Below are 22,005 nucleotides of genomic sequence, written 5' to 3' on the forward strand. Positions count from 1 at the left end.
CCGGGGCGCGGACGCTGTCATCATGCGAGCCTCCGCCGATCCGGGAGTAAGGAAAGCCGATGATGTCGTGGGCCGTGCGGAGCGCCGTCGCCGCGACCGCCGTGGTCATGCTGGGTACCGCCGGCTGGGAGACGTGGGCCGCCCACGACGCCCACGGCGCGCCGCCACCGGCGGCCGGGCAGCGGCCCTGCGCCGACCCGTGGTCGAAACCGGAGTACATCGTGCACGTGGCGCGCGACGTGGTCGTGGCCACCGTCTCCGGCGTGACCCCCTTCTCGGACGGCGAACTGCTCTCGCTGCACGTGGAGAAGACCCTCAAGGGGGCCGTCCCCGCCGAGGTCGTGGTCGGCCAGCCCGACGGCATGTCACCGCAGGCCGAGCCGCTGATCCAGACCTTGGAGCCGGGCCGGCGCTACGTGGTCTCCCTGATCCCGGCCGAGTCCTACGGCGACGGGCTGGTCTGGGGCGCGGTGCGCACCGACGACGACGCCGAGCCGGACGGGGACGCCGGAGGAGCCACCGGGACCGAGGAGATCTGGCGCGAGGCGGTGGGCCGCTCCGAGGAACCACCGCACTGCGAGGGCGAACCGTTCATCCGCTGAGCCCGGGACGAGCGGACCCGGTGTCCGCGAAGCCGCGTAGCCAGCCTTCGAGCGCGGCGAAGTCCGCCTCCCCGAGACCGGTCCGGGGGTCGACCCGGTGCAGCAGGGCCGCTCCGGGGTGATGGGCGCGGACCCAGCGCCGGTCCGCTCCGCTGATCTCGTCGTCCACCCAGACGAACGCCCGGCCCGCCGCCCGGGCGACGAGCCCCGGGGTCTTCCAGTGCGTCCCGGCCAGGCCGTCCTCGTCGGAAGGTAGTGCCGAGTCGGGCAACGTTCGCCCGTCGCCGCGCCGGGCACGCACTCTCATCCTCCGAGGTCGTGGCCCAGACCAGCTCGCACGGCAGCGCGGCGAGCCGGGGGCCGAGCTCCGGATCCGGCAGGAAAGCGGCCCCCGCGGGGAACCGGGGCTGCGGTGAATCCCTCTTGAGGGGAAAAGGGGGGCCGATGGCCATGACGAAGACCGAGATGTCCCGGACCGGGCGGACGAATCCGGCCGGGCGGACGGCGCTGGCCGCCGTGGCGGCGCTGCTGTGCGCCGCGCTCGCGGCCTGCGGCACCGTACGGGCCGGGGAGGCGGCGGGGCCCGCCCCGGTGGCGGCGCCCAGCCCGGAGATCTGCGATCTGGACGGGACGGCGGGCGGCGGCAAGGGCTCCGGCACGGCCACGCCCGACATCCCGACGGAGGAGCAGACCGGCGGGTACGCGGGCCCGCCCACGGATCAGGAGACGGGACCCCCCGATCCGCCGACCGATCAGGAGACCGGCCCCTACGTCGGACCCCCGACCGACGGGGACACGGGCATCCCGGACCCCCCGACCGACCAGGACACCGGCACGCCCGACCCGCCCACCGACCAGGACACCGGCACCCCGGGCCCACCCACCGACGGGATGCCCGCGCCCTCCAAGCGTCCGGGCATCACGAACGGCGCCGGGCCCTGCGGCGCGGCCGGCTGGTTCGACATGACCGCGGAGTTCGTCACCTACTTCACGAAGCACCGCCGGAAGGGGGCCGACGGCATTGACCGCATCCCGGCGAACGGCATCAGCGATGTCCGGGTCCGCAAGGTGCGCGGGGCCTGCCTGGCGGAGGTGTCCTTCACCACCAGTAACGTGGGAAAGGGCCAGGCCGAGGACGCACGCACCCTGGCGGGGATCTTCGCGGCCTGGCGCCACGAGGTGTACGGGGACAAGGGCGGGCTCACGCTCCGCGACAGCGCCACATCCTCCGTGGTCGTCACCGAGTCCTGGTGAGACCCGAGCGGGAGACCCAAGTACTGCTTGGGTCAGCCATAAGTCAGAGTTATAGGGTCATAAGTCAGGGGTGGGTGCTGGGTTAGGCTTGCCTCAGTTTAGGGTTCCCTTGATCGAGTCTTTCGTCGTTCGAAGGGAATCCAGCCATGCCTCGCCCCCTGCGGGTAGCAATCGTCGGTGCCGGCCCCGCCGGCATCTACGCCGCCGACGCCCTGCTGAAGTCCGAGGCGGCCACCGAGCCGGGTGTGTCCATCGACATCTTCGAGCGGATGCCGGCGCCCTTCGGCCTGATCCGCTACGGCGTCGCCCCCGACCACCCGCGCATCAAGGGCATCATCACCGCCCTCCACCAGGTGCTCGACAAGCCTCAGGTCCGCCTCTTCGGCAACGTCGACTACCCGAACGACATAAGCCTCGACGAGCTGCACTCGTTCTACGACGCCGTCATCTTCTCCACGGGCGCCACCGCCGACCGCACGCTGACCATCCCGGGCGTCGAGCTCGAAGGTTCCTACGGCGCCGCCGACTTCGTCTCCTGGTACGACGGTCACCCCGACGTCCCGCGCACCTGGCCGCTGGAGGCCGAGAAGGTCGCCGTCCTGGGTGTCGGCAACGTCGCCCTCGACGTCGCCCGGATCCTCGCCAAGACCGCCGACGAACTGCTGCCGACCGAGATCCCCGCGAACGTCTACGACGGCCTCAAGGCCAACAAGGCGCTCGAGGTCCACGTCTTCGGCCGCCGCGGCCCCGCGCAGGCCAAGTTCAGCCCGATGGAGCTGCGCGAGCTGGACCACTCGCCGAACATCGAGGTCATCGTCAACCCCGAGGACATCGACTACGACGAGGGTTCGATCACCACCCGCCGCTCCAACAAGCAGGCGGACATGGTCGCGAAGACCCTGGAGAACTGGGCGATCCGCGACATCGGCGACCGCCCGCACAAACTGTTCCTGCACTTCTTCGAGTCCCCGACCGAGATCCTCGGCGAGGACGGCGCGGTCGTCGGCCTGCGCACCGAGCGCACCGAACTGGACGGCACCGGCAACGTCAAGGGCACCGGACGGTTCACCGACTGGGACGTCCGGTCCGTCTACCGCGCCGTCGGCTACCTCTCCGACGAACTGCCCAAGCTCCCCTGGGACGTCGACTCCGGCACGGTCCCGGACGAGGGCGGCCGCGTCATGGAAGCCGGCGAGCACCTGGCGTCCACGTACGTCACCGGCTGGATCCGCCGCGGCCCCATCGGCCTGATCGGGCACACGAAGGGCGACGCGAACGAGACCGTCGCCAACCTCCTCGCCGACCACGCGGGCGGCCGCCTGCGCACCCCGGCCACCCCGGCGCCGGAGGCGGTCGAAGCCTTCCTCGGCGAGCGGGAGATCCGCTTCACCACCTGGGAGGGCTGGCACAAGCTCGACGCCGCCGAGAAGGCGCTGGGCGAGCCGCAGGGCCGCGAGCGCGTGAAGCTCGTCGAGCGCGAGGACATGCTCAAGGCGAGCGGCGCGTAGCCGGGAAGTCGCGTAGTCGCGAAGTCGTGCAGTTCGGCCGGGATCCGCGAGGTGCGGGTCCCGGCCGGAGTGCTGTGCGCGCCCCGGCTCTTCTCGGCCGGAACCGTCCCTCGTACGGGGGACATCGGGAACTCGTCGGCCCGGGGCGGAATGCCCGGCGCCCGCGGGAGGTTCGGATCATCGCGACACCCGACCACCCTGGACGCACGGGAGAGCTCATGAAGATCGGCATCATCGGCGCGGGCAACATCGGCGGCAACCTGACCCGGCGCCTCACCGCCCTCGGACACGACGTGGCCGTCGCCAACTCGCGCGGTCCCCAGACCCTGACCGCCCTCGCCGAGGAGACGGGCGCCGTGCCGGTCACCGTCGCCGAGGCGGCCCGCGGGGCCGAGGTCGTCGTGGTGACGATCCCGCTGAAGAACATCCCGGACCTGCCCGCCGGCATCTTCGACGGGGCGGCGCCCGGCTTCGCCGTCATCGACACGGGGAACTACTACCCCCGCCAGCGCGACGGCCGGATCCCCGGCATCGAGGACGAGGGCCTCACCGAGAGCCGCTGGACCGAGAGCCACCTCGGACACGCCGTCGTCAAGGCCTTCAACGGCACCTACGCCGAGGACATCCTGGACCGGCCGCTCGACGCCGGCCACCCGGACCGGCAGGCCCTGCCCGTCGCGGGCGACGACGAGGCGGCGAAGAAGACCGTACGGGCCCTCATCGACGAACTCGGCTTCGACAGCGTGGACTCGGGCGGCATCGACGACTCCTGGCGCCAGCAGCCCGGCACCCCGGTCTACGGGCTCCGCGCGGGCACGCAGGCCGTGGTCAAGGCCCTCGCCGAGGCCTCGGCGGAACGCCCGGAGGACTTCCGGGGATAGGCCGTAAGTCGAAGAAGGCAGGCCGAAGTCTGACGGAAGTCTGACGGAAGCCCGCGAACCCTGGCCGCCGGGTGCGGCGGGTGGTCGAATCGGCACGTGAGCAGAGAACAGGACGCCGATCCGGGCCCCCCGCACGCCTCCCGGGGGCCCGGCGACCCCGCTGGCCCCGATGACCTCGACCGCCCCGAGGACCTTGACGGCCCCGACGGCCGGGGTGCCCCCGTCGGCCGACGGCTGGTCCTCGGCATGGTGGGGCTCGGCGCCCTGGGTCTGGCCGCCGGGCCGCGACTCCAGAGCGGGTTCGACGCGGTCCTCGGCTCGGCCGCCACCAAGGACCCGACCGGCCTCACCGGACTGCTGCCGGGCGGTGGCGGATTCCGCTACTACTCCGTCACCTCCTCGGTCCCCGAGCGGGGCCCGGCGGACTACCGGCTCACCGTCGACGGCCTGGTCGAGCGCCCGGCCACGTACACCCTCGACGCGCTGCGCGGCCTGCCGCAGACCCGCGTGGTCCGCGACGTCCAGTGCGTCACCGGCTGGCGGGTCCCCGGCACGCCCTTCGAGGGCGTCCCGCTCTCCCGGCTCCTGGACGCCGCCGGAGTGCGGCCCGAGGCCCGCGCGATCCGTTTCACCTGCTTCGACGGCACCTACACCGAGAGCCTCACCCTCCCGCAGGCCCGCCGCGAAGACGTCATGGTCGCCCTGAAGATGCAGGACAAGCCGCTCGGTCATGCCCACGGCGGCCCGGTCCGCCTCTACGTGGCTCCCATGTACTTCTACAAGTCGGCCAAGTGGCTGTCCGGCATCACCCTCACCGAGGACGTCAAGCCCGGCTACTGGGAGGAACTCGGCTACGACGTCGACGCCTGGGTCGGCAAATCGAACGGACGCCAAGATGCTCCTACGGTCTGAACGCGCGGGCGACGCGGGCGACGCGGGCGGTGCGGGCGACGCCGGCGGCGCCGGTCCGGCGGGCCGGGAGCAGCGGGTGCGCCGTTTCACCGCCGCCGAGCGCTGGATCCACCGGACCAGTGCCGTCCTCGGGGGGCTGTGCCTGGTCACGGCGGGCTGCCTCTACCTGCCGCCCCTCGCCGAACTCGTCGGCCGCCGCCACCTGGTGGTCACCGTCCACGAGTGGTCGGGGCTGCTGCTCCCGGCCCCCGTCCTGCTGGGACTCGTCTCCCGGGCCTTCCGCGCCGACCTGCGCCGGCTCAACCGGTTCGGCCCGCACGACCGCACCTGGCTGCGGTCCGCGCTGCGCCGCGACCACCGGCCGACCGCCCGCCCGGCGGGCAAGTTCAACGCCGGGCAGAAGCTCTACGCGAGCTGGAGCGCGGGGGCGGCCCTGGTGATGCTGGGCACCGGCCTGCTGATGTGGTTCACCGGCCTGGCCCCGCTGCCCTGGCGCACCGGCGCGACCTTCGTCCACGACTGGCTGGCCATCGCCCTGGCCGTGGCCGTCGGCGGACACATCATGAAGGCCCTGGCCGACCCGGAGGCCCGCCGGGGCATGCGCACCGGTTCGGTGGCCGCCGACTGGGCGCGCCGGGAACATCCCCTGTGGCGCCTGCCGCCCGCCACCCCCGCCGCTACTCCTGCGGAACCGCAGCGTCCAGGGCGGCGGTGAGCTTCCGCAGGCGGTCCTGGAGGTCCCTGATCTCGCCGAGTTCGAAGCCGGTCGCGGCGGCGATGCGCCGGGGCACCTCGACGGCGCGGGCACGCAGCTCCGTACCGGCCCCGGTGAGGCGCGCGTGGACGGACCGCTCGTCCGCCGTGCTGCGCTCGCGGACGATCAGACCGGCCGCCTCCAGACGCTTGAGCAGCGGGGAGAGCGTCCCCGAGTCCAGGCGCAGGTGCTGTCCGAGCTGTTTGACCGGCATCTCCCCGTGCTCCCAGAGCACCAGCATCACCAGGTACTGCGGGTAGGTGAGCCCGAGATCCTTCAGGACGACGCGGTAGAGGCCTCCGAAGGCGCGGTTCGCCGCGCCGAGCGCGAAGCAGATCTGGCCGTCGAGGCGCAGGAAGTCCTGGTCGGGGAGGGTGTCGCTCGGCTGCTCGGTCATACGGGCCAGTGTACTCGGGGCGCCGTGTCGGCAACTAAATTGTGCACAACTGAATTGTGTGTCATATTGATGGAGCGAGGTCGACGACCGACGGCCCCGCCTCCGCCCCGTGAGAGGAACACCCGAGATGGACGCGATCTACACCGCCGTCGCCACCGCCAACGGACGCGAAGGCCGCGCCGTCAGCTCCGACGGCCAGATCGACCTCGCGCTGGCCATGCCCCCGGCCCTCGGCGGGAACGGCCAGGGAACCAACCCCGAGCAGCTCTTCGCGGCCGGCTACGCGGCCTGCTTCGCCAGCGCCCTCGGGCTGGTCGGCCGGCAGGCCAAGGTGGACACCAGCGAGGTCTCGGTGACGGCGGAGGTCTCCATCGGCAAGGACGGGGCGGGCTTCGGGCTGGCGGTCGTGCTGCGCGTGGAGCTCCCGGACGCCCTGGCGGGCGAGACCGGCACCCTGCTGGTCAAGCAGGCCCACGAGGTCTGCCCGTACTCCCGCGCCACCCGCGGCAACATCGAGGTCGAGCTCGTCGTCGAGTAGGTCGTCGGACGCACCGCCGGAGCGGCCGTCCCCACCGTCAGCCCCCCGTGCCCGTGGCACGCGCGGCGCGAGCGGTGAGGGCGGCCGCTCCGGCGTCTGTCAGGCCGCCGTGCAGGCGCAGTCGGGCCAGCCCGCCGTCGGGGTACACGTCGAGCCGGGCGTGGGTGGCGAGGATCGGCGCGGCGAGCGGCAGCCGGTGCGGGCTGTCGGGCTCCAGGCGCGTGCGCGGGAGCACCTCGCGCCATTCGCCGTCCGCGCCGTCCGCGCCGTCCTCGACGTTCTTGACCGACAGGGACACCCAGCCGGCCGCGTTCCCCTTGAGGTTGGCGGTGTCCACCTCGACCGCGCGGATCTCGCACTGCCCCGCGAGCCGGTAGGCGATCCAGTCGTTCCCCTTGTCGCGGCGGCGCCGGGTCTCCCACCCGTCGTCCTGCTTCTGCGACAGTCCGGGCATGATCGTGTTGCCGGGGGAGGAGTAGAACCCGTCCGAAGCGTCCTCGACGACCCCGCCGTTGACGACGCAAGCCACGTCCACCGTGCCGAGCAGGGCCAGCCACGCCGGATCGGGCAGCACCTCGCCGTGGACCCGCAGGCGCGCTATGCCCCCGTCGGGATGCTGGTTGACCCGCAGGTGCGTCCAGCGGCGTTCGGAGTCGACGGTGATGCCATTGGCGGCGTGGCCGCGTACGGGGGTGCGGGGCACGATCTCCACCCAGGCCTCCTCCCGGGCGAGCAGTTCGGCAGTCGAGGGGGTCCCCTCGAAGGCGGCGGCCTGGACGCTGACCTGCTGCGGGTAGTTGCCGCGGAAGTGTGCGGTGTCCACGACGATCCCGCGGACGACTCCGGGGGCGCCGAGCCGGATCAGCGCCCAGTCGTGGTCATGGTCCGCCGGAAAGGGCTCGTCGGCGCCGGCCCCGCGCCGCCGCCGGGTCTCCCAACCGTCCATGGTCTTGCCCTTGTTGTCGTAGGCGTGGACGTCGAAGACGGCCGGAGTGCGCAGCAGGAGGTTCTCCCGCTCGCCGAAGAACTCGTCGTTGGCGGCGACGACCCCAGCTCCGAGGCGGCGGTCCGCGAGGTCGGTGAGGTGGGAGAAGAGGAAGGTGGCGCCCCGGTAGTCGGCGTAGGGGTCGCCGGAGATGTAGGGCGCGGCGGCGAAGTCGGTGGTCTCGACGTGCATGTGGAAGGGCCTTCTTTCCTTGTAGGGGAAGGGAGTTGGCGGGAATGACTCGACTCTCGCCCATCCTGATCGCTCAGGTCCATCGATTGTTTTCGATCATTCCTTTCAGTTGTGCTGAAAGATGCAGGTCGACGACCCCGTCAGATCGCATGCGGCATCTGCTAGGTGAGACAGCTGCTTCACCCAGTAGATGAGCGGCAAAAGGACTGTTACAGTCCGCATGCGCGACTCTGGATGAGGGAGAAAATTTCATGGCAAAGACAGTTCTGCGGCGCGCCGTCGCAGGAAAGTCGCTGGTCGTCGGCGCCCTGCTGGCCCTTCTGGTGCTGGCCACGGCGTACGCGAACACCGTGAGCGTGACGGTGAAGACCCCGGGTGCCACCTCCGGACCCGCGGGCACCTTCGCCGAGATCTCCACCCACGCGGACTGCTCCTCCGGCCTCATATCCGGCGGTGGCATCAACCAGGCCATCGGCACCGGGACGTCCTCGAACGGCAACAAGGTCAACGGGACTTCGCCCAGCCCCGACGGCAGCACCGAGTACCTCGGCTCGACCGGCGTCGTCGGCACCGACGTGACGCACTGGCTGGGCATCGGCGGCAGCGGCGGAGCGGTGAACGCCTCGTTCTCCAGCACCCCTTACGCGATGTGCTTCACCAGCAACCTGATCAACCACACCCAGGTGGTGATGAACAAGGTCGCCGGCCCCATCCCGGCCTCCACGGTGGGTCTGGTCACCGCCACCTGCCCGGCCAACACCCGCCTCATCGGCGGCGGAGCCCGCATCACCCCGGCCGACGTCGGCAGCCTCAAGCCGATCGCCTCCTTCCCCACCTTCAACAACGCCGGGCACGACTACGGCCAGAAGGCGGCCGCTGACGGCGAGACGAACCCCGACTCCTGGACCGCGGTCGGCTGGAACGGCGGGGGCGGCGGCACCGACAACGTCACGTACGCCTACGCGATCTGCAGCGGCAACAACATCGACATCAGTGGCACCACCGTCAAGGTGCGCTTCAACGAGGTCAGCGGACCGACCTCGGCGACCGCGGGCGCGACCGTGACGGCCGCCTGCGGCGGCAACGACGGAAAGCTGATCAGCGGCGGCGCGGCCATCAGCGGCGGTTCCGTGACGACCACGGACTTCACCGGACCGGGCTCGCCCGGCGACCACCTCAACGGCAGCTTCCCCAGCAACTCGGGCGGCGCCCCGGTCAGCGACGGCACCACCACCGCCGCGTACTGGACGGCCTCCACGCACACCGGCGGCGGCAGATCCCCGAACACCTACTCCGAAGCCTGGGCGCTGTGCGCCAACGACGGGATCTGAGCAGCCCCATGACGAACTCCGAGAACACGAAGACGATGACAAGGAACATGACCCGACTCAGACCCGGCCGCAGCCCGTACGCCGTCTCCCGCACGGCGGTGACCCTCGGCGCGGCCGGCCTCCTCGCCGCCCTGCTGGTCCCCCTCGCCGCGGCGGCCGACCCGGCGGACGCCGCAGCCGGCCCCTGCGGCCCGGCCGGAGCCTTCACCAGCTCCCCGCCCACCTGTACGTACGCCAGCGCGGGCACGGACGTCTTCACCGTCCCCGCGGGCGTCAGCGCGCTCACCGTCGACCTGTACGGGGCCGAAGGCGGCAGCGCGGCCGGCTTCGTCGTCCCGAGCCCGCCGAACCAGGGTTCTCCCGGCGGCCTCGGCGGCCGGACCCACGCGATCCTGGCCGTCACCCCCGGCCAGAGCCTCCAGATCACCCGGGGCGGCGTCGGCAGCTCCGGCACCTCCCGGCACGGCGAGTACGCCCGGGTCGGCGGCTTCGGCCACGGCTCCGGCGGCGGCGGCGCCCACGGCGGCGGCGGCTCCGGCGGCGGCGCCACCGACCTGCGCACCGGTGCCTTCGGCCCCACGGACCGGATCCTGGTGGCCGGCGGCGGGGGAGGCGCCGGCAACGGCGGCCCCCTGCTGCACGGCGGCAACGGCGGCGGGCCCACCGGAGACAACGGCGGTGACGGCGGCGGCCCCGAGGGCTCCGGCATCGGCGGCACCGGCGGCACCCGGACCCGGGCGGGCATCGGCGTCCGCACCAACCCGGTCGGCGCCAAGGGCGGCGACGCGAGCGACATCGACCAGAACACCGGCCTGCCCAACCCGGGCAGCGGCGGCACGGGCGGCAACGGCGGCCGCGGCGGCAACGGCGGCGGAGGCGGTGGCGGCGGCTGGCACGGCGGTGGCGGCGGCTCCGGCGGCGGCAACCCCGGCGACTTCTACGCCGCGGGCGGTGGCGGCGGCAGCGGCTACGCGGCCGCGGCGGAGGCGGGAGTCTCCGAAGCCGACCTCCTCTCCGGCGTCCAGCACGGCAACGGCAAGGCGGTCATCTCGTTCCGCTTCGCCACGTCGACCTCGCTCGTCGCCGACACCTCCACCCCGCTGTTCGGGCACGCCGTAGCCCTGACCGCGACCGTGGACTCGGCGAACCCCCTCGCGGCCACCCCGGGCGGCAGCGTCACGTTCTCGGACGGGACCACCCCGCTCGCGACCGTTCCCCTCGAAGCCGGAAAGGCCGTCTTCACCACGAGCGCACTGCGTCCCGGCCTCCACCCGATCAGCGCCTCGTACACCCCGGACGCCGACCACACGGCGAGCACCACGGGTCAACCGGCCGGGGTCGCCGTCGGATTCAGCCGGCCCTGCATCACGACCGCCTCCCACGGCCCGCTGACGGTCGCTTCCGGACAGTCGCTCTGCATCGGCTCCGGCGGCAGCCAGAGCGGCCCGGTCACCGTCCGGCCCGGCGGCGCGCTGGCCGTGACCGACGGGCAGATCACCGGCCCGGTGTCCGCCGACGGGGCGCTCGCCGTCGCCGTCTGCGGATCGAAGGTGACCGGCCCGCTCGGCATCCGGACCACCAGCGGCTCCGTGCTGATCGGTGCGGGCCCCGACTCGCAGGTCTCGGACTGCGCGGGCAACACCATCACGGGACCGGTCTCCCTGGTGGGCAACACCGGCGGCGTGGAGTTCTCTGCCGACCGGGTCACCGGCCCGCTGGGCTGCGAGTCCAACGCGCCGGCGCCGCACGTCAGCGACGTCACCGTCCTCGGACCCCGGTCCGGCCAGTGCCGGTGACGGACTGACGGAGTGACGGGCGAAGCACCGTAGCGGCATGGGCCCGTAGGCCGTGGGGCGGGGAAGCGGCCGACACCGCTTCCCCGCCCCGTGCGCGAACGGCTCAGAACGTACGGTCCAGCAGCGCGAACAGCTCCGCCCAGTGCCGTTCGTCCGCGGCGGCGTCGTAGTAGACGGTATCGGCCAGGGTGAACCCGTGCGGCGCACCCTCGTACACCTGTGTGCGGTGACGGACCCCGGCCCCGGACAGGGCCTTCTCCAGCCGGTCGATCTGCTCGGCGGGCAGCGACGGGTCCTGATCGGCGTGGCCGAAGTACAGCTCCGCCGTGATCCGGTGCGCCAGCAGGTGCGGGCTGTCCGCCGTGTCGGGGGCCAGGAACCCCCCGTGGAACCCGGCCAGGGCTGCCACCCGCTCGGGGTACGTGCCCGCCGTGAGCAGCCCCAGCCGGGCGCCCAGGCAGTACCCCACGATCGCGGCCGGCCCGGCGGCGACCACCGGGAAGCCGGCGAGCCAGTCCAGATAGGCCGGTGCGTCGCGCATCGCGAGTTCAGTGGTCAGGGAATCGAGGACCGGGCCGACCCGGTCGAACAGTTCGGGCTGGCGCTCGAAGTCGACGAACTCGGGCAGCTCGAACACCGGTGTGCGCCCGTGGCGGTGGAAGAGGTTGGGCAGCAGGACGACGTACCCCGCTGCGGCGATCCGGTCCGCCACCGACTTGATGTGCGGACGCACCCCCAGGGCGTTCATGTACAGCAGGACCCCGGGATACGGGCCTTCGCCCTCCGGCTGGACCAGGTAGGCATCGGCCGCGCCGTCCTGAGTGGTGATGTCCACGGTTGTCCGGCGTACCTCGTGAGCGGTGGTCATGGCCGTCCCCCTCTTTCGTATGGCAAGGGCGGCAGAATACCGTGATCGACGAGTCATACCAGAGTGTCCGGAAATCGCCCTCTCCGTGCGTCAACTGCCGCTTTACTGTGGTCTGATGCCAGTAGTGGACATCAGTGCCAGTGCCGAGGACTTCAACGCCGACCCGTACTCCTACTACGCGAGGCTCCGCGAGTCGGGCCCGGTCCACCAGGTCATCGTCTCCGCCGACGAGTTCGAGCCGAGCTGGCTCGTCGTCGGCCACGAGGAAGCGCGCCAGGCCCTCAACCACCCCGCCCTGTCGAAGGACTGGAGCAGCTCGGGGAACTTCCCCGACGCGCTCGTCGCCGCGGTCAACTCCAACATGCTGGAGTCCGACCCGCCGCACCACACCCGGCTGCGCCGACTGGTCGCACGGGAGTTCACCGGCCGCCGGGTGGAGGGCATGCGCGCCCGCGTCCAGCAGATCACCGACGGGCTGCTCGACGCCATGGCCGCCCGGCCCGAACGCGCCGCCGACCTGATCGAAACCCTGGCCTTCCCGCTGCCCATGACCGTGATCTGCGAGCTGCTCGGCGTCCCCGACCTGGACCGCGACCGCTTCCGCGCATGGTCCAACGCGGTCGTGGCCCCCGCCGCCGGCGCTCCGAACAACACCGCGCACCAGCAGCTCGGCGGCTACCTCGCGGAGCTCATCGACGCCAAGGCCAAGGAGCCCGGCGAAGACCTCCTCAGCGCACTGATCCGGACCCGGGACGAGGGCGGCGACTCCCTCTCGTACGACGAAGTGATCGGCATGGCCTTCCTGTTGCTGGTCGCGGGCCACGAGACCACCGTGAACCTGATATCCAACGGCATCCGGGCCCTGCTCGCCCACCCCGCCCAAATGGCAGCCCTCCGCGCAGACTTGGACGGACTCCTCGACGGGGCGGTCGAGGAGATGCTCCGCTACGACGGCCCCGTGCAGCACTCCACCTACCGCTACGCCCGCGAGGCCCTGGAGATCGGCGGCACGGCCATACCGCAGGGAGCCACCGTGCTCGTCTCCCTGGGCGGAGCCGACCGCGACCCCGCACGCTTCGCCGAGCCCGACACCTTCGACATCCGCCGAGCCCCCCAGGGCCACCTGGCCTTCGGACACGGACTCCACTTCTGCATCGGCGCCCCGCTGGCCCGCATGGAGGGCCGCATCGCGATCCGCTCCCTGATGGAGCGTTTCCCCACCCTGACCGAAGACCCGGCGGCCGGACCCCCGCTCTGGCGGCCGGGCAGCCTGATGCGCGGGGTGAGCCGCCTCCCGCTCCGCTGGTAGCGCCGCGGGGCCGGCCCGAGGATCTTGTCGGGGCCCCGGATCGGGAGGGGGTTCCGGCTCCGGGATAATGATCGGTGGTGCGGGCCGGGCTCGCACCGCAAGCCGAGAACGACCCGAGATGGAGCCCCCGATGGACGTACGTCACTTCGAGCGGATCACCGCGTTCATCGAGGCGCGGCTCACCCCGCTCTTCGCCGAGGAGACGGGCAGCGAGAACGGTTTCGGCATGGACGACACCTCCCGCGCCCTGCGCGCGCTGCGCAACGCCGCGCTGGAGGCCTCGGTGGCCAAGGGGCTCATCGAGCAGCGGGACGCGGCCGAGCCCGCCGTCCGCCGGGTCATCGACCAGTCCGTGGAGCACCACTGGGACGTGCTGCGCGGCATCGCCCGCCAGTGGGAGGACCACGCGGACTTCGTCCGCGAGTTCAAGCGCCACGCCTGGGAGCTCGACGAGGCCCCGGCCGCCGCGCCTGCCCAGTAGGGGATCCCAGTAAGAGATCCCGGTACGAGATCCCAGTAGGAGATGCCGATGTCCCCCGCCGGCCGGACGGCGGGGGAATGGCGGTTACCGCTCGGGTCGCGCCTGGGTCGTCTAGCGCATGTCCATGCCGGGGTCGTCGATGACGCGCTCCTGCTCGCTCTGCTCCTGGAGGCGGCGGGCCTTGTCGCGCAGCCGTTGGCTCTCGTCGGGGTCGGTCGACCGCGCGGCCGCCTCGTTCAGCTCCTGGGCCTTGTCGCGCAGCTGCCGCGACCGGCCGTGGGACTCGCCTGCACTCATGATCACTCCTGCGTGCCGTGGGGGGACAGCGGGCGGACTTCAGCGAACCAGCCACGGGCCCCGAGCGCATCTCGAACCGTCACGCACGGTGAGGTCCAGCTACCACCAGTACGCGGGATACCTCGGAGCCTTGCGGCGTACGCGCGAAGCCGCGTACCCGGTGAGGACGAGCAGCACGGTCGAGCCGAAGAGCAGCGGGACGAACCGGGTCGCCGCCGGGGTCTGGAGCACGACCACCACGGCCGTGGCACAGGCGGGGGAGTGCGGGGTGCGCGCGGCCATCACCAGGGCCAGGGTGACACCGGCGGCCACCGCGGCGGCCCAGGCGCTGCTCCCGGCCGCGGCGAGGACGCCGTAGCCCACGGCGGCCCCCAGCATGTGCCCGATGACGACCCCGCGCGGCTGCGCCAGCGGCAGCGTGGGGGCGCTGTGGATCAGGGCGGCGCTGGCGGCCAAGGGGGGTATCAGGATCGGCTCGTGGAGCATGGCTCCGATGGCCACCAGCGACAGCAGGACCGTGGTCGCGGCGCTGATGCTGTGGATCGCGGCGGCGGCCGTCGGCCGGGCGGGTGCCCGGCCGGCGATCGCCCGGCGGCGGGACGGTGCCGGGCCCGCGGCGGGGCCGCCGACGGGGGCTCCGGGTGTGGCCGCGGGCGCGGCGTCGGGGGTGGACGCGGAGTGGAGCGCGGTACTCATTCTCGGCAGGTGGCTTCCGGGCAGGGCGGCCATCGGCCGGGCAGGGCGGGGGCGGAAGCGGTCGGGGCGGCGACGCTTTCCGCGACGAGCCTATCCGGCGCCCTGCCGTGCGCCGGATACGGGTCCTACGGCGGTCAGGCCGTCACGAGGTTGCGCGGCACTCGGTCACGCGGTTACGCGCCTACCCGGCCACGCGGTCACGCGTTCGGGTCGAAGGGGATGCCGGCCGGTTTGGCCTTGGCGAGGTGGGCGTTGAACTGCCCGTCCTTGATCCCGAGCAGGGCGCTGCCGAAATCGGCCTGGCTCAGCTTGTCGCGCAGCCCCGCGGGGTAGCCGTTCCAGCCGACCAGCGTCGGGAACTGCCAGGTCCCCTTGTGGTTCTCGGGCGGCTCGTCGTTGGAGTTCGCGGCGCGGAAGCAGTGCGTGCCGATTCCGTCCTTGTGGTAGACGACCTTCGGATGGGTGCCGTCGAAACGCATCTGCGAGCGGTCGTGGACCACGAAATTGCCGTGGGCGGAGGTCGAGACGTAGGCGACCTGGTTGTTCTGCACCCACACCACGACGTGTTCCCAGTCGTGCCGGTGCCCGGCGCTCCCCGGGCCGAGCGAGACCTGGTCCTTCTCGAAGTAGAGCGCGTACATGATCGCGCACCAGCCGTTGTTGCACTTCTCGCGCGAGTACCCGTTGGTGTTGTCCAGGTCGGAGAGGTCGCGGCAGTTGCCGTTGACGTCCCCTCCGAGCTTGAGGCCGGGGGCGATCGTGCCGTCCGGGCCGATGGCGGGGCTGGAGTAGCAGCCGTCCCGGTCGTAGTCGAAGGCCGGCTGGAAGGTCTGCTCCAGCCCGTCCGCGTTGCCGGGCAGAGCCCGGGGCGGAGCCGCGTAGGCGGCGGTGGGGAGGGCGAGGACGAGGGCGGCGGCCCCCGCCGTGGCCGCGAGCAGGGTCCTGCGGGTCCGCCGGGCCGGCCGGCCGGCACGGGCGCTCCCGGCCGGGCCCGCTCCGGATCGCTTCGCGGCCGGCCCGCCGTCCCCGGCCGTCGCTCTTGCTGTCGCTTCCGGAATCCTCATCGTGTCCTCCTCATAGGTCGTACGGGCAACGCCCGTACGGGAATGCGGAGTTCAGCTTTCCGGGCTTCCGCCCCCCACACCGGGGGGCGGAAGCCTGCCGTGGCCGGGAATCGCCGTCAGCGGCGCTCGGGGAGATCCGCTTCCGCCGGGGCGGGCGCGAAGCCGCGTACCGAGGTGGTTCCGGCCGCACCGGAGACGGCGGCCGGACCGGCGGGCCGCTTGCCGCAGAAGGCCGCCTCCAGGGTCCCGCCCAGGGCGGTGTTGGCCTGGCCCCGGTTGGAGGTGTTCGCCATCGCGGAGAGGCCGCGGCTGCCGTCGCGGGTGGTGAAGGTGTACGTGTAGAAGCCCTGCACCGTGCCCGTGTGGCCGTAGACCTGGGTACCGCACGAGAGGTCGTAGCGGCGCAGACCCAGCCCGTAGAACCGGGTGTTGGTGGTGTCGGTCGGGCTCATGGTGAGCATGGCGTCCAGCGTGCCCGGTCGCAGCAGCTTGCCGCGGACCAGGGCGGACGTGAAGGTGCTGAGATCGGCCGCGTTCGAGATCATCGCGCCCGCGGACTGCGCCCAGGACACGGTCTGCTCGGTGGAGTCGACCAGCGGCGCGCCCTCCTCGTCCGGGTGGAGGTAACCGTTGACGTGCAGGCCCTTGATGGCCGTGCCGGGGTGGACGTAGGAGGTGTCGCGCAGCTTCAGCGGCTTGATGATGCGGCGCTCGTACTCCTTGGCCACGGGCTTGCCGGTCAGCTTCTCGATCAGCATGCCCACGACGACGAAGTTCGTGTTCGAGTACCTGTACGCCGCACCGGGCTCGGTGGTCCGCGGTTCGGCGAGGGAGAGGCCGACGAGCTCCTGGTACGTGAACACCTTGTTCCGGACGGCCTCGAAGCCGGGAACGGTGTGCTCGAACATCGCGTTCGTGTAGTCCGCGAGGCCGCTGCGGTGGCTCAGCAGGTGGCGGACCGTGATCCGGTCGTCGGGCAGCAGGCCCGGCAGGTAGCTGTTGACCGGCTTGTCCAGCTCGATCCTGCCCTCGTCCACCAGTTGGAGCAGGACCACGGCGGAGAACGTCTTGGTGACGCTGCCGATCCGGAAGCGGGCCTTGGGATCCATGGCCGCGCCAGTGCTCCGGTCGCGGACCCCCTCCACCCTGGTCTGCACCCCGTCCGGACCGGTGAAGCGGGCCATCGCCCCGGGCGCTCCGGCCGCCGTCGTATTGCGCAACACCTGCGTCAGCGCCTCCAGATCGGGCGCGACCGGCCCGGGTGCCGGCTGCCCGGTTGTGGGGACGGGCGTCGCGGAGGCGGGTGCGGCGGTGGCGGCCTGCGCGGCGGTGGCCGGCAGCACACCGCCGGCGATCACGGCGAGCAGGGTGGCACTGACGGCAAGACGTCGCTGGTGGGACGAAAGGCGCACGTTGGTCCTCGACTTGGTGGTTAAGGGTGGGGATGGGCCGGGTAGGGCCGTTTCAGAGCCTACAAACGATCATCGGTGGGTAGGGGCGCATTCGAGCCAATCTGCCCTACTCGGTGTCGAGCTGGTGGTCGGCCCAGACGTAGCTCTCCGGCAGCAGGTCGGTGATGCGGACGGTGCGCAGGAGTTCACCCGCGCCGACGATGACCTCGAGGGCGGGGAAGTAGTCGAGGAGGACCTGGCGGCACCGGCCGCACGGGGGGACGACCCCCCGGTCGCGGTCGCCCACGGCGACGATCGTGTCCAGCTCGTAGGCGCCCTGGGTGGCCGCCGCGCCGATGAGGACCAGCTCGGCGCAGGGGCCGCCGGTGAAGTGGTAGGCGTTGACCGCCGTGACGATCCGGCCGTCCCGGGTGCGGGCCGCGGCTGCCATGGTGTGGTTGTCGCCCCGGCAGCGGGTGCGCGCGATCTCGGCCGCGGCCCGGACGAGTTCGTGGTCGACGGGGTGGGTCTGCGTGGTCATCTTCTCTGCCTTCCTCAGGTGTCGGGCGACGTTCACCCAGGTGGGGACGGGTGCGCAAGCCAGTATCGGCGGTGCGCTCCTGATGCGGTGTCAACCGCCCCCGCAGCCCTGCGTGGAGCGGCCCGGGGCGGCGGGGGACAGGCGCATGCGGCAGATGTCGGCCAGCCGGGTCGCGGGCTCCGGGTTCCACAGGCGGACGGTGCCGTCGTTGCTGCTGCTCGCCACCGTGTGGCCGTCGGGGGAGTAGGCGACGCCCCATACGGCGTTGGTGTGGCCCGAGAGGGCGGCTCGGAGCCGGTGTCCGGGCACGTCCCACAGGCGCACCGTACGGTCGTTGCCGCTGCTCGCCAGGGTCCGTCCGTCGGGGGAGAAGGCGATGCCCCGCGCGGAACCGGTGTGCCCGGTCAGGACGGCGCTCTCGCGGTGCTCCCGCGCGTCCCAGAGCCGGACCGTGCCGTCGTTGCCGCTGCTGGCCAGCGTCCGGCCGTCCGGGCTGAACGCGACGGCCCGTACCGCTCCCGCGTGCCCGGTGAGCACGGCCGGCGGGCGGTGCCCGGTCAGGTCCCACAGCCGTACCGTCAGATCGTCCCCGGCGCTGGCCAGCGTCCGCCCGTCGGGGCTGAACGCCACGTCGTTGGCGAAGTCCGTGTGCCCCGTGAGGGTGGTGAGGGCCGTGTGGGCGGCGGGGTCCCACAGGCGTACGGTGCCGTCGGCGCCGGCCGAGGCCAGGGTCCGGCCGTCCGGAGAGAAGGCCACCGAGAACACCGTCCCGTCGTGCCCGGTGAGGGTGGCCAGCGCGCTGCGGGTGCTGGTGTCCCACAGGCGTACGGTGCCGTCGGTGCCCGCCGAGGCCAGGGTCCGGCCGTCCGGTGAGAAGGCCACCGAGTACACGGTCTCGGTGTGTCCCGTGAAGGTCTTCAGGACCCGGCGGGCGGCCACGTCCCACAGCAGCACCGTGTGGTCGGCGTCGGCGGTGGCCAGCTGTTTCCCGTCGGGGCTGTACGCGGCGTGCCAGACCTCGGTGAAGGGACGCGCCGTCAGCACCGGCCCGCGCAGGTCCCACACCACCACGGACTGGTCGAACGCGGCGGTGGCCAGCAGCCCGCCGGCGGGGTCCACTGCGACCGCGAGCACGTAGTCGGTGTGCCCGGCGAGGGTCGCGGCCGCCCGGCCGCTGCGCAGGTCCCACAGCCGGGTGGTGCCGTCGCCGCCCCCGCTGACCACGGTGGTGCCGTCCGGGGTGTAGGCCACGGAGTTGACGTCGTCGCTGTGCCCGGCCAGCGTGGAGACCGGTTCGCCGGTGGCCGCGTCCCACACCCGTACGGTGCGGTCGGCGCTGCCGGAGGCGACCGTCCGCCCGTCCGGCGCGAAGGCCACGCCCAGCACCTCACCGGTGTGCCCCTCCAGCACGGCGAGCGGGAGCGCCCGCGCCGTGTCCCACAGGCGTACGGTCCGGTCGGCGCCGGCCGAGGCGAGGGTCCGGCCGTCCGGCGCGTAGGCCAGCGCGTGGACCCTTCCGGTGTGCCCGGTCAGGGTGGCGAGCTCGCGGTGCTCCCCGGCCGGATCCCGCAACTGGATGCTTCCGTCCCCGGCCGCCACCGCCAGGGTGCGCCCGTCCGGGGCGAAGGCCACCGCCCTGGCGCCCGTGGTGCTCGGGGGCAGCACGGCCGCCGGGCCGGCGCCGCCGGTGGCCCAGAGCCGGACCGGGCCGTCGGTGGAACCGGCCGCCAGCGTCCGCCCGTCGGGGCTGAAGGCGACCGTACGCACCCGGCCGGGCGCCGTGAACACCGCGACGGTCCGCCGGTCGGCCACCCGGCGCAGCAGGACCTTCCCGTCGGAGCCGCCCGTGGCCAGCAGGGTGCCGTCCGGGGTGAAGGCCACCGCGTTGACCGGGCCGCCGTGCCCGCCGAGCCGGGCCAGGAACGGCTGGGCCTGGGTGCTGAGCAGGGCGCCGCGGGCCTCGGGCGTGGCCTCGGCGCGGTACGCCTCGGCGGCGAGCCGCATCGAGGCCTCGGGCTGTCCGGCGGCCAGCGAGAGGGACCGTGCGGCGAGCGCCTGCGAGCGGGCGGTACGTTCCTGGGCGAGCGCCCCCGCACGCTGCTGGTACGCCACACCGCCCGCGGTCAGCGCCAGCAGGAGCAGGACGACCAGGGTGGCCAGCATCCGCTGCTGCAGCCGCACTTGGAGCCTGGCCTGGCGCAGCCGGCCGTCCTCCGCGGCCCGGCCGGCCCGGAGGAACTCGGCCTCCCGGGGGGCCAGCGGGCCGCTGCCGTCGAGCTCGTCGGCCCGGGCGCGGGCGGTGGCGAGGCGGGAGCCCCGGTAGAGGACGGACGGGTCGCGGCCCTCGCGCACCCACTCTTCGGCCGCCTGGGCCAGCTGCTGGTGGGCGAGGAGCGCGGCCCGGTCGGCGTGGATCCAGCCGCGCAGCCGCGGCCAGGCGTGCAGCAGGGCCTCGTGGGTGATCTCGACGGTGTCGCTGTCCGTGGTGATCAGCTGGGCCCGGACGAAGGCGTCGAGGGCGGCCGCCGTCCGGCCGGCCGCGTCCTGCTCCAGCAGCGCGGCCCGGCTGACGCGTCGGCGCGTGGGTCCCGCCCCGTCGGCGATGTGGACCAGCCGCACCAGGAGCCTTCGGACCGTCCGCTGCTCGGCCGGATACAGCCCGGCGAAGACCTGCTCGGCGCGCTGCGCCACGACTCCCTGGACACCGCCCGCGTACTCGTATCCCGCGACGGTCAGCGTGGAGCCCTCGCGCCGCTGCCAAGTGGCCATCAGCGCGTGGGACATCAGGGGCAGGGCGCCCGAGGGCGTATCGCCGGGCCTGGCGTACGCATCGGGGCCCGGCCCCGGCCCCGCGCCCGGACCGGCGGACGGCCCCGCGCCCGGCCCCGCGCCCGGCCCCGCGCCCGGACCGGCGGACGGCCCCGCGCCCGCGCCCTCGCGCACGCCCGCGTCCCGCAGGAGCAACGGCACCAGCCCCGGCTCCAGGGTGAGTCCGGCGAGTTCCGCCGGGCGTGTGATCGACTCCCGCAGCTCCGCCACGGACATCGGGGGCAGTACGAACAGTCCATCCGTGAACGCGGCCGCCAGCCCGGGAAGCTCCAGAGCGCTCGCGGAGAAATCGGCCCGCACCGCGAGCACCACGACGGCGGGGTCGTACCCGGTCACCGCAGGCCGGGACCCGGCCACCGCGCAGAGCACCCTGACGAAGGCGTGGTGTTCGTCCTCGTCGGCGCAGAGCGTGAAGAGCTCTTCGAACTGGTCGACGAGCAGCACCGGACGCACGGTCGGCAGATGGCGCGCCACGGCCCCCGGCCGGAAGCCACCGGGCTCCGGCCCGGCCCCGGCGCCGGCCCCTGCGCCGTCCGACAGCCGGTGCACGGCTTCGAGCAGCAGTTCCGGCCGGGCGCGCAGCATCTCCGGGGTGACGCCGGTATCCCCGCCCACCGCCTTGGCGGTGGCGTCGAGCAGTTCGCGCAAGGGGTGCGCGGTGGGGGTGAACCTGACGACGGGCCAGCCGTCGGCGCCCGCCACCGGGAAGGCGCCGCGCCCGAGGGCCGGCACCAGACCGGCGCCGAGCAGGGAGGACTTGCCGACGCCCGACCCGGCGAGGAGCAGCAGCGGCCCGTGGCCGAGACGTTCGTGGGCCCGTTCGACGAGGGCGGCCGTGGCGCGCTCCCGGCCGAAGAACCACCGTTCGTCCTGCGGGGTGAAGGCGGCCGGGCCGCGGTACGGGCACGCGCCGTCGGACGGTGGCCCGGAAGCCGGTCCGGACGGCGGTCCGGACGCCGGCACGGGAGCCTCGCGCGCGGCGGAGCCGGTGCGCGCCCCGGCCGGGGGTTCGGCCCCCTCGGTCTCCGGTACCAGCCGCAGGAGTTCGCCCCCCGCCCCCAGGACCCGGTCGCAGCTGCGCGCGACATCGGCGGTGACCGGCTTGACGCCGGTCTCGATCTTGCTCAGATAGCCCTTGCTGTAATGCGTCCGGCGGGCCAGGTCGGCGAGCGAGAGGCCGCGCTCCACCCGTAGCCGCCGCAACTGGGCGGGAAAGGGCGGCACGGTGTCCCCGGCCGGATCGTGTGAGGTGTCGTGTCGGCCGGCGGTTCGTCCGCGGTCCGGATCCCCCAAGGCATCCCCCATGGCGCAGTGAGCCCAGGTCGTGAGAGCGGATGCCCAGGCTAGCGCGGGGGTCTGACGGCCTACCGGCCATTCGT

Annotated in this window: 20 protein-coding genes and 1 pseudogene; 11 read left to right on the forward strand and 10 right to left on the reverse strand. The window is 73.2% G+C overall.

Translation table 11 applies throughout. The features are described 5' to 3' along the window. Positions 1–59 precede the first annotated feature (59 nt). Positions 60–602: a hypothetical protein gene (locus OHU74_RS33020; protein ID WP_371619305.1), complete on the forward strand. Its 543-nt coding sequence runs from the start codon at positions 60–62 to the stop codon at positions 600–602. Here OHU74_RS33020 and OHU74_RS33025 read toward each other — a convergent pair. Continuing rightward, positions 592–1,054 (reverse strand): annotated as a pseudogene (locus OHU74_RS33025) (hypothetical protein). The gene OHU74_RS33020 and the pseudogene OHU74_RS33025 overlap by 11 nt on opposite strands. On the opposite strand from OHU74_RS33025, the gene OHU74_RS33030 reads away from it, so the two are divergent. The 5 genes from OHU74_RS33030 to OHU74_RS33050 all read left to right on the forward strand — a co-directional run bounded on the left by OHU74_RS33030 (position 1,053) and on the right by OHU74_RS33050 (position 5,872). Then, the gene (locus OHU74_RS33030; RefSeq protein WP_371619306.1) at positions 1,053–1,856 is read left to right on the forward strand and encodes a hypothetical protein; all 804 of its coding nucleotides are present in this window, start codon (positions 1,053–1,055) and stop codon (positions 1,854–1,856) included. The pseudogene OHU74_RS33025 and the gene OHU74_RS33030 overlap by 2 nt on opposite strands. A gap of 146 nt (positions 1,857–2,002) precedes the next feature. Next, entirely contained in the window at positions 2,003–3,364 is a 1,362-nt protein-coding gene (locus OHU74_RS33035; protein WP_371619307.1) for an FAD-dependent oxidoreductase, read from the forward strand. Between the two features lie 179 nt (positions 3,365–3,543). Then, complete coding sequence (locus tag OHU74_RS33040) at positions 3,544–4,245, forward strand: NADPH-dependent F420 reductase (protein WP_371619885.1); 702 nt, start codon at positions 3,544–3,546, stop codon at positions 4,243–4,245. Positions 4,246–4,341: 96 nt separating this feature from the next. Continuing rightward, positions 4,342–5,157: a molybdopterin-dependent oxidoreductase gene (locus OHU74_RS33045; RefSeq protein WP_371619308.1), complete on the forward strand. Its 816-nt coding sequence runs from the start codon at positions 4,342–4,344 to the stop codon at positions 5,155–5,157. After that, entirely contained in the window at positions 5,141–5,872 is a 732-nt protein-coding gene (locus OHU74_RS33050) for a cytochrome b/b6 domain-containing protein (protein ID WP_371619309.1), read from the forward strand. The genes OHU74_RS33045 and OHU74_RS33050 overlap by 17 nt, the downstream gene beginning before the upstream one ends. On the opposite strand, the gene OHU74_RS33055 is transcribed toward OHU74_RS33050, so the two are convergent. Continuing rightward, a complete protein-coding gene (locus OHU74_RS33055) occupies positions 5,835–6,308 on the reverse strand; it encodes a MarR family winged helix-turn-helix transcriptional regulator (RefSeq protein WP_371619310.1) in 474 nt (157 codons plus the stop codon). The two genes, OHU74_RS33050 and OHU74_RS33055, sit on opposite strands and share 38 nt — an antisense overlap. A gap of 127 nt (positions 6,309–6,435) precedes the next feature. On the opposite strand from OHU74_RS33055, the gene OHU74_RS33060 reads away from it, so the two are divergent. Further along, positions 6,436–6,846 carry an organic hydroperoxide resistance protein gene (locus OHU74_RS33060; RefSeq protein WP_371619311.1) on the forward strand — a complete coding sequence of 137 codons (411 nt, stop codon included), beginning with the start codon at positions 6,436–6,438 and terminating at the stop codon, positions 6,844–6,846. Between the two features lie 37 nt (positions 6,847–6,883). Here the strand turns inward: OHU74_RS33060 and alc are convergent, their stop codons facing one another. Further along, the gene (gene alc / locus OHU74_RS33065; RefSeq protein ID WP_371619312.1) at positions 6,884–8,023 is read right to left on the reverse strand and encodes an allantoicase; all 1,140 of its coding nucleotides are present in this window, start codon (positions 8,021–8,023) and stop codon (positions 6,884–6,886) included. 251 nt (positions 8,024–8,274) lie between these two features. Between alc and OHU74_RS33070 the strand changes: the two genes are divergently transcribed. Together OHU74_RS33070 and OHU74_RS33075 are read left to right on the forward strand one after the other, a co-directional pair. Then, positions 8,275–9,354: a hypothetical protein gene (locus tag OHU74_RS33070; protein WP_371619313.1), complete on the forward strand. Its 1,080-nt coding sequence runs from the start codon at positions 8,275–8,277 to the stop codon at positions 9,352–9,354. A gap of 47 nt (positions 9,355–9,401) precedes the next feature. Further along, positions 9,402–11,150, forward strand: a complete 1,749-nt coding sequence (locus tag OHU74_RS33075; protein ID WP_371619314.1) for an Ig-like domain-containing protein — start codon at positions 9,402–9,404, stop codon at positions 11,148–11,150. A 103-nt stretch (positions 11,151–11,253) separates the two neighbouring features. On the opposite strand, the gene OHU74_RS33080 is transcribed toward OHU74_RS33075, so the two are convergent. Then, positions 11,254–12,018, reverse strand: a complete 765-nt coding sequence (locus OHU74_RS33080) for a dienelactone hydrolase family protein (RefSeq protein ID WP_371619315.1) — start codon at positions 12,016–12,018, stop codon at positions 11,254–11,256. A gap of 115 nt (positions 12,019–12,133) precedes the next feature. Here OHU74_RS33080 and OHU74_RS33085 point away from each other — a divergent pair, with 115 nt between their 5' ends. Next, positions 12,134–13,327, forward strand: a complete 1,194-nt coding sequence (locus OHU74_RS33085) for a cytochrome P450 (RefSeq protein WP_371619316.1) — start codon at positions 12,134–12,136, stop codon at positions 13,325–13,327. Positions 13,328–13,457: 130 nt separating this feature from the next. Then, the gene (locus OHU74_RS33090; RefSeq protein ID WP_330300098.1) at positions 13,458–13,808 is read left to right on the forward strand and encodes a hypothetical protein; all 351 of its coding nucleotides are present in this window, start codon (positions 13,458–13,460) and stop codon (positions 13,806–13,808) included. A gap of 111 nt (positions 13,809–13,919) precedes the next feature. On the opposite strand, the gene OHU74_RS33095 is transcribed toward OHU74_RS33090, so the two are convergent. From OHU74_RS33095 to OHU74_RS33120, 6 genes are all read right to left on the reverse strand, one after another. Further along, positions 13,920–14,105, reverse strand: a complete 186-nt coding sequence (locus OHU74_RS33095) for a DUF6381 family protein (RefSeq protein WP_371619317.1) — start codon at positions 14,103–14,105, stop codon at positions 13,920–13,922. Between the two features lie 99 nt (positions 14,106–14,204). After that, positions 14,205–14,801 carry an HPP family protein gene (locus OHU74_RS33100; RefSeq protein WP_371619318.1) on the reverse strand — a complete coding sequence of 199 codons (597 nt, stop codon included), beginning with the start codon at positions 14,799–14,801 and terminating at the stop codon, positions 14,205–14,207. Between the two features lie 197 nt (positions 14,802–14,998). Next, complete coding sequence (locus tag OHU74_RS33105) at positions 14,999–15,865, reverse strand: NPP1 family protein (protein ID WP_371619319.1); 867 nt, start codon at positions 15,863–15,865, stop codon at positions 14,999–15,001. Between the two features lie 116 nt (positions 15,866–15,981). Next, positions 15,982–17,277 carry a serine hydrolase domain-containing protein gene (locus OHU74_RS33110; protein WP_371619320.1) on the reverse strand — a complete coding sequence of 432 codons (1,296 nt, stop codon included), beginning with the start codon at positions 17,275–17,277 and terminating at the stop codon, positions 15,982–15,984. Positions 17,278–17,383: 106 nt separating this feature from the next. Further along, entirely contained in the window at positions 17,384–17,797 is a 414-nt protein-coding gene (locus OHU74_RS33115; RefSeq protein WP_371619321.1) for a cytidine deaminase, read from the reverse strand. A 90-nt stretch (positions 17,798–17,887) separates the two neighbouring features. Further along, on the reverse strand, positions 17,888–21,931 hold the full coding sequence (locus tag OHU74_RS33120) for a helix-turn-helix domain-containing protein (protein WP_371619322.1): 4,044 nt from the start codon (positions 21,929–21,931) through the stop codon (positions 17,888–17,890). Between the last annotated feature and the right edge of the window lie 74 nt (positions 21,932–22,005).

The sequence above is a fragment of the Streptomyces sp. NBC_00454 genome (assembly GCF_041434015.1).
Taxonomy (GTDB): domain Bacteria; phylum Actinomycetota; class Actinomycetes; order Streptomycetales; family Streptomycetaceae; genus Streptomyces.

Coding starts and splice junctions, on each gene's coding strand:
- OHU74_RS33020 (WP_371619305.1), top strand. CDS start 60: ATGATGTCGTGGGCCGTGCGGAGCGCCGTCGCCGCGACCGCCGTGGTC.
- OHU74_RS33030 (WP_371619306.1), top strand. CDS start 1,053: ATGACGAAGACCGAGATGTCCCGGACCGGGCGGACGAATCCGGCCGGG.
- OHU74_RS33035 (WP_371619307.1), top strand. CDS start 2,003: ATGCCTCGCCCCCTGCGGGTAGCAATCGTCGGTGCCGGCCCCGCCGGC.
- OHU74_RS33050 (WP_371619309.1), top strand. CDS start 5,141: ATGCTCCTACGGTCTGAACGCGCGGGCGACGCGGGCGACGCGGGCGGT.
- OHU74_RS33055 (WP_371619310.1), bottom strand. CDS start 6,308: ATGACCGAGCAGCCGAGCGACACCCTCCCCGACCAGGACTTCCTGCGC.
- OHU74_RS33060 (WP_371619311.1), top strand. CDS start 6,436: ATGGACGCGATCTACACCGCCGTCGCCACCGCCAACGGACGCGAAGGC.
- alc (WP_371619312.1), bottom strand. CDS start 8,023: ATGCACGTCGAGACCACCGACTTCGCCGCCGCGCCCTACATCTCCGGC.
- OHU74_RS33070 (WP_371619313.1), top strand. CDS start 8,275: ATGGCAAAGACAGTTCTGCGGCGCGCCGTCGCAGGAAAGTCGCTGGTC.
- OHU74_RS33075 (WP_371619314.1), top strand. CDS start 9,402: ATGACCCGACTCAGACCCGGCCGCAGCCCGTACGCCGTCTCCCGCACG.
- OHU74_RS33080 (WP_371619315.1), bottom strand. CDS start 12,018: ATGACCACCGCTCACGAGGTACGCCGGACAACCGTGGACATCACCACT.
- OHU74_RS33085 (WP_371619316.1), top strand. CDS start 12,134: ATGCCAGTAGTGGACATCAGTGCCAGTGCCGAGGACTTCAACGCCGAC.
- OHU74_RS33090 (WP_330300098.1), top strand. CDS start 13,458: ATGGACGTACGTCACTTCGAGCGGATCACCGCGTTCATCGAGGCGCGG.
- OHU74_RS33095 (WP_371619317.1), bottom strand. CDS start 14,105: ATGAGTGCAGGCGAGTCCCACGGCCGGTCGCGGCAGCTGCGCGACAAG.
- OHU74_RS33100 (WP_371619318.1), bottom strand. CDS start 14,801: ATGAGTACCGCGCTCCACTCCGCGTCCACCCCCGACGCCGCGCCCGCG.
- OHU74_RS33105 (WP_371619319.1), bottom strand. CDS start 15,865: ATGAGGATTCCGGAAGCGACAGCAAGAGCGACGGCCGGGGACGGCGGG.
- OHU74_RS33115 (WP_371619321.1), bottom strand. CDS start 17,797: ATGACCACGCAGACCCACCCCGTCGACCACGAACTCGTCCGGGCCGCG.
- OHU74_RS33120 (WP_371619322.1), bottom strand. CDS start 21,931: ATGGGGGATGCCTTGGGGGATCCGGACCGCGGACGAACCGCCGGCCGA.